The 3,010-nt window shown below is 58.1% G+C and carries 3 protein-coding genes; all 3 read right to left on the minus strand.

All coding sequences use genetic code 11. The annotated features are described in order from the left end of the window. Nucleotides 1-174 precede the first annotated feature (174 nt). The 3 genes from HV796_RS41225 to HV796_RS41235 all read right to left on the minus strand — a co-directional run bounded on the left by HV796_RS41225 (nt 175) and on the right by HV796_RS41235 (nt 2,478). Entirely contained in the window at nt 175-273 is a 99-nt protein-coding gene (locus HV796_RS41225; protein ID WP_175233411.1) for a PDDEXK nuclease domain-containing protein, read from the minus strand. 574 nt (nt 274-847) lie between these two features. Further along, a complete protein-coding gene (locus HV796_RS41230) occupies nt 848-1,462 on the minus strand; it encodes a hypothetical protein (protein ID WP_217478215.1) in 615 nt (204 codons plus the stop codon). 665 nt (nt 1,463-2,127) lie between these two features. Beyond that, nucleotides 2,128-2,478, minus strand: a complete 351-nt coding sequence (locus tag HV796_RS41235; protein WP_175233413.1) for a hypothetical protein — start codon at nt 2,476-2,478, stop codon at nt 2,128-2,130. Nucleotides 2,479-3,010 lie beyond the last annotated feature (532 nt).

The raw sequence follows: 3,010 nt of genomic DNA on the forward strand, positions 1-3,010 counted from the left end.
GTCGCTCGCAACAAGCTCAAAAGCGCTCAGCACCGACCTTCGATCATCGCCGCGTGCTGGATTCAGGCAACCTTGTGGTGACGTCATGATTTATGGAAAGGTCAATAGTTTGGTTAGCTTCAGATCAACGATAACGAAGGATCGCAATCGCGGGTGAAAAAATAGCAGGTCTGCTCAAAACCGACTGTCACCGATACGCAACCGTCGTTGCCGTCCCACGAACGCGAAGTCGCCGCCCAGTTCGAGCAGCAAGTCCTCCAGTCGGTGAATCACGCGTCCCCTCGTTCGCTCTCGGACTATTCGTCATTCCGTCTTTCAGGTCGAGAAACTCGAGGTCATACGGTTCCTTGATTGCCGCTCGTGCGACACAACGTCGGTGGTGTGCGCGATGCCGCCTTTTTCGAGCATCGTGCGTTTGTATTTGGACAATAACGTGCGGGCGTAGAACCGACTGTCGATCTGTCGCTCAAGCTGCCGCACACTCCATCCGCCTCGGCTTCATAAAAGCGCCTTTCTTCAGGTGAGCGCATCCCGTCGCATCAACCGAACGTAGTGGGTCCTGGAGATCGGGAAACGCTCGGCCAGCTGCGAGAGCGAGAATTTCCGAATCGGCGATTCGGATTCGCGGCCACTGCCCGCGCACCTGATTTCCGAACCGCGGATTCGGAAATCTCGCCAGTTGGGTAGGCTTGGTAAAACAGGCGCATCAGCTCGATATTGTCAGCCGAAGTCTCGTCCGAACCGTCCGGTCCGCTCGTCAGACGGCCGCTGCAAGAGGCCTTTTCATGCTCCTCCGCACCCGGCAGATACATCAGCCGCTCCATGACCAGGCTCGGATACGTCGTGATCAGGGATTGTCATCGTTGACCAACCGGCTCCAGTCTTCGTTGGCGTACTTCTGTTCCGCATAAACTTGCTGGCTTGCAGTAAATCCGGCTCTGGTTATGTAAGTCCCTGAAGTGAGAGGGCTAAGGTGATTCTGCTCAAAAGTTCGGGCGTAGCGAAGGTTCAAGGCTCTTCTCTGGATGTCTGCCATCACCGCCACATCGAATGCAGGAGCCCACTGTTCCAGCGCCTGCTGCGAGTGAGCATGGTCCACAAGCGCCTTTCTGGCCAGATCACACGACTGGCCGCTGGACGACGGGTCAGGGCGAGGGCAAGGCGACAACGCGTCCAGGGGCGCCGGAGAAGCTGGCCGGGGACTGGAGACCGGCGTTTGCAAACCCGCTCCCACGTAAGGTGACCGCCCTGCAAAGTTCCGTTTGCTGCCGAAAGAAACATCGGTGTCGCGCGCGGTGGCGTCGCAGCCAGCGGCGCCATTGTCACCCGCGTCGTAGGCGTCACGCGCCGCACCATTGGTGGCAACACCGGTAGTATCGAGTCCGGAAAGCTGTCTTATCATGTGATTGGGATCCGCAAAAAGTATGGCGACAGCCGCATATTGCAACTTCATTGCATTCATCGCCACCGGGGCCCCGCAACCGCCAGCTCTCGCGCGAAAGTGACGCGGCTGCCACGACTTCGGGGTCGGCTACGATTTCAGCGCGACTGGGGGTGTTTCTGATACCGGGCGCGCCAGCCCCCTCGCACACCCTACATTCGAATTGTCAGAACCTTTTCCTTACAGCATGATGAAATCGTCTCGTGCTAACAGCCCTTCTCACACCGTCCGTAGCGGCGAATGAAACCATCATCCGCAGAAGTGGCCTCGCTCGTTTCGCCAGTTTTCTGAGATTTTTTAAGACAGTATGATTTTCCATGAGGCGGGGGCTGGCCTGCCGCGGGGAAGCAAACGCGGGTTAGCATCGCTGCCAGAGCCCCACGGGGTGGACAGAGCCGCGCCCGGCGATTTCCACCACGGAGCCCAGCATGAAGGACGATAGCACGGTGTACGTTGGGTTGGATGTGCATAAGGAATCGATTACGGTCGCGTATGCGATCGACGCAGGCGAGGTCGAATCACCTAGCAAGATCGGCACAACTCAAACGGAGATCGATCGGCTGTGCAAGCGGCTGCAGTCAAAGGCGTCACACGTGCGTATGGTTTATGAGGCTGGCCCGAGCGGCTACAGACTATACAGTCGACTGGTGCAACGCGGGTTCAAGAGCATGGTATGTGCGCCATCGCTAGAAGTAGCCGACTCCGACACACACGGTCAACAGCCCCGCTCGCGCGCTGCCCGGCCGGCTAAGGCTCTCGTGGCAGCGCCATAGTATCGGCGTGATCGACGGCATCATCAACGCCCACATGCCGGTGAATGATGCGGCCACATGCGGCCAGCTCTGTCCGCTCATCCTCGACCAGGCCATTGACATGGACCAGCCGCCGGGCATCGGCATTTCGCTGCCCGCCGACATCGGCATGCATACGACGACTGTCAGCGCGGCGCTCACAACAAACAGCAGTGCGCACAGGCCGAAGAACACGCGCCGTGGGTGGCGCGCGGACACCTCCCGCGCAGCCGGCCCAACCAGCATCGTATGCGCCGTGGCTCGCCCGAAATACGTTACTCGTACTACGTAATTATTTACCCCTGGAGCGCGACGGAGCTATTGCCCGTCTGCTGATCCGCCACTGCCCCCGCCGCTTGCACAGTCGCGCCGCCCGCCTTCGACGAACAGGTGCACACCACGTTGCCGCAGGGATTCATGCTCTTCAGCATTGCGTCGGACAAGTCACCCTAATTACGCAGCGCCTTCTCGCCGTGGGAATTCGCATGCGCTTTCGTTTTGGCATCAGTGTGCAGGCTATCGAATGCCGTGTTACCTGAAACATTCTGCGGGCGGGATTGATTTTGAACAGTCAATGACATGATTTCACCTATTTGGGTTGAATTTTTAGGGTACTGCTGAAAACAGCTTATCCTGTGTAACGCGCTCTTTTGTCAAAGACTGTTAGTCTTACTGTGTCAGTGCGACGTGAAGTCGCGTAGAGGATTGTTTCACCTGGCTGCGGCCAGGAAGGAAACCGATTGTTCCGTCAATCGTAACCTACCGGTGCATGCTGGAT

The sequence above is a fragment of the Paraburkholderia humisilvae genome (assembly GCF_902859855.1).
Classification (GTDB): domain Bacteria; phylum Pseudomonadota; class Gammaproteobacteria; order Burkholderiales; family Burkholderiaceae; genus Paraburkholderia; species Paraburkholderia humisilvae.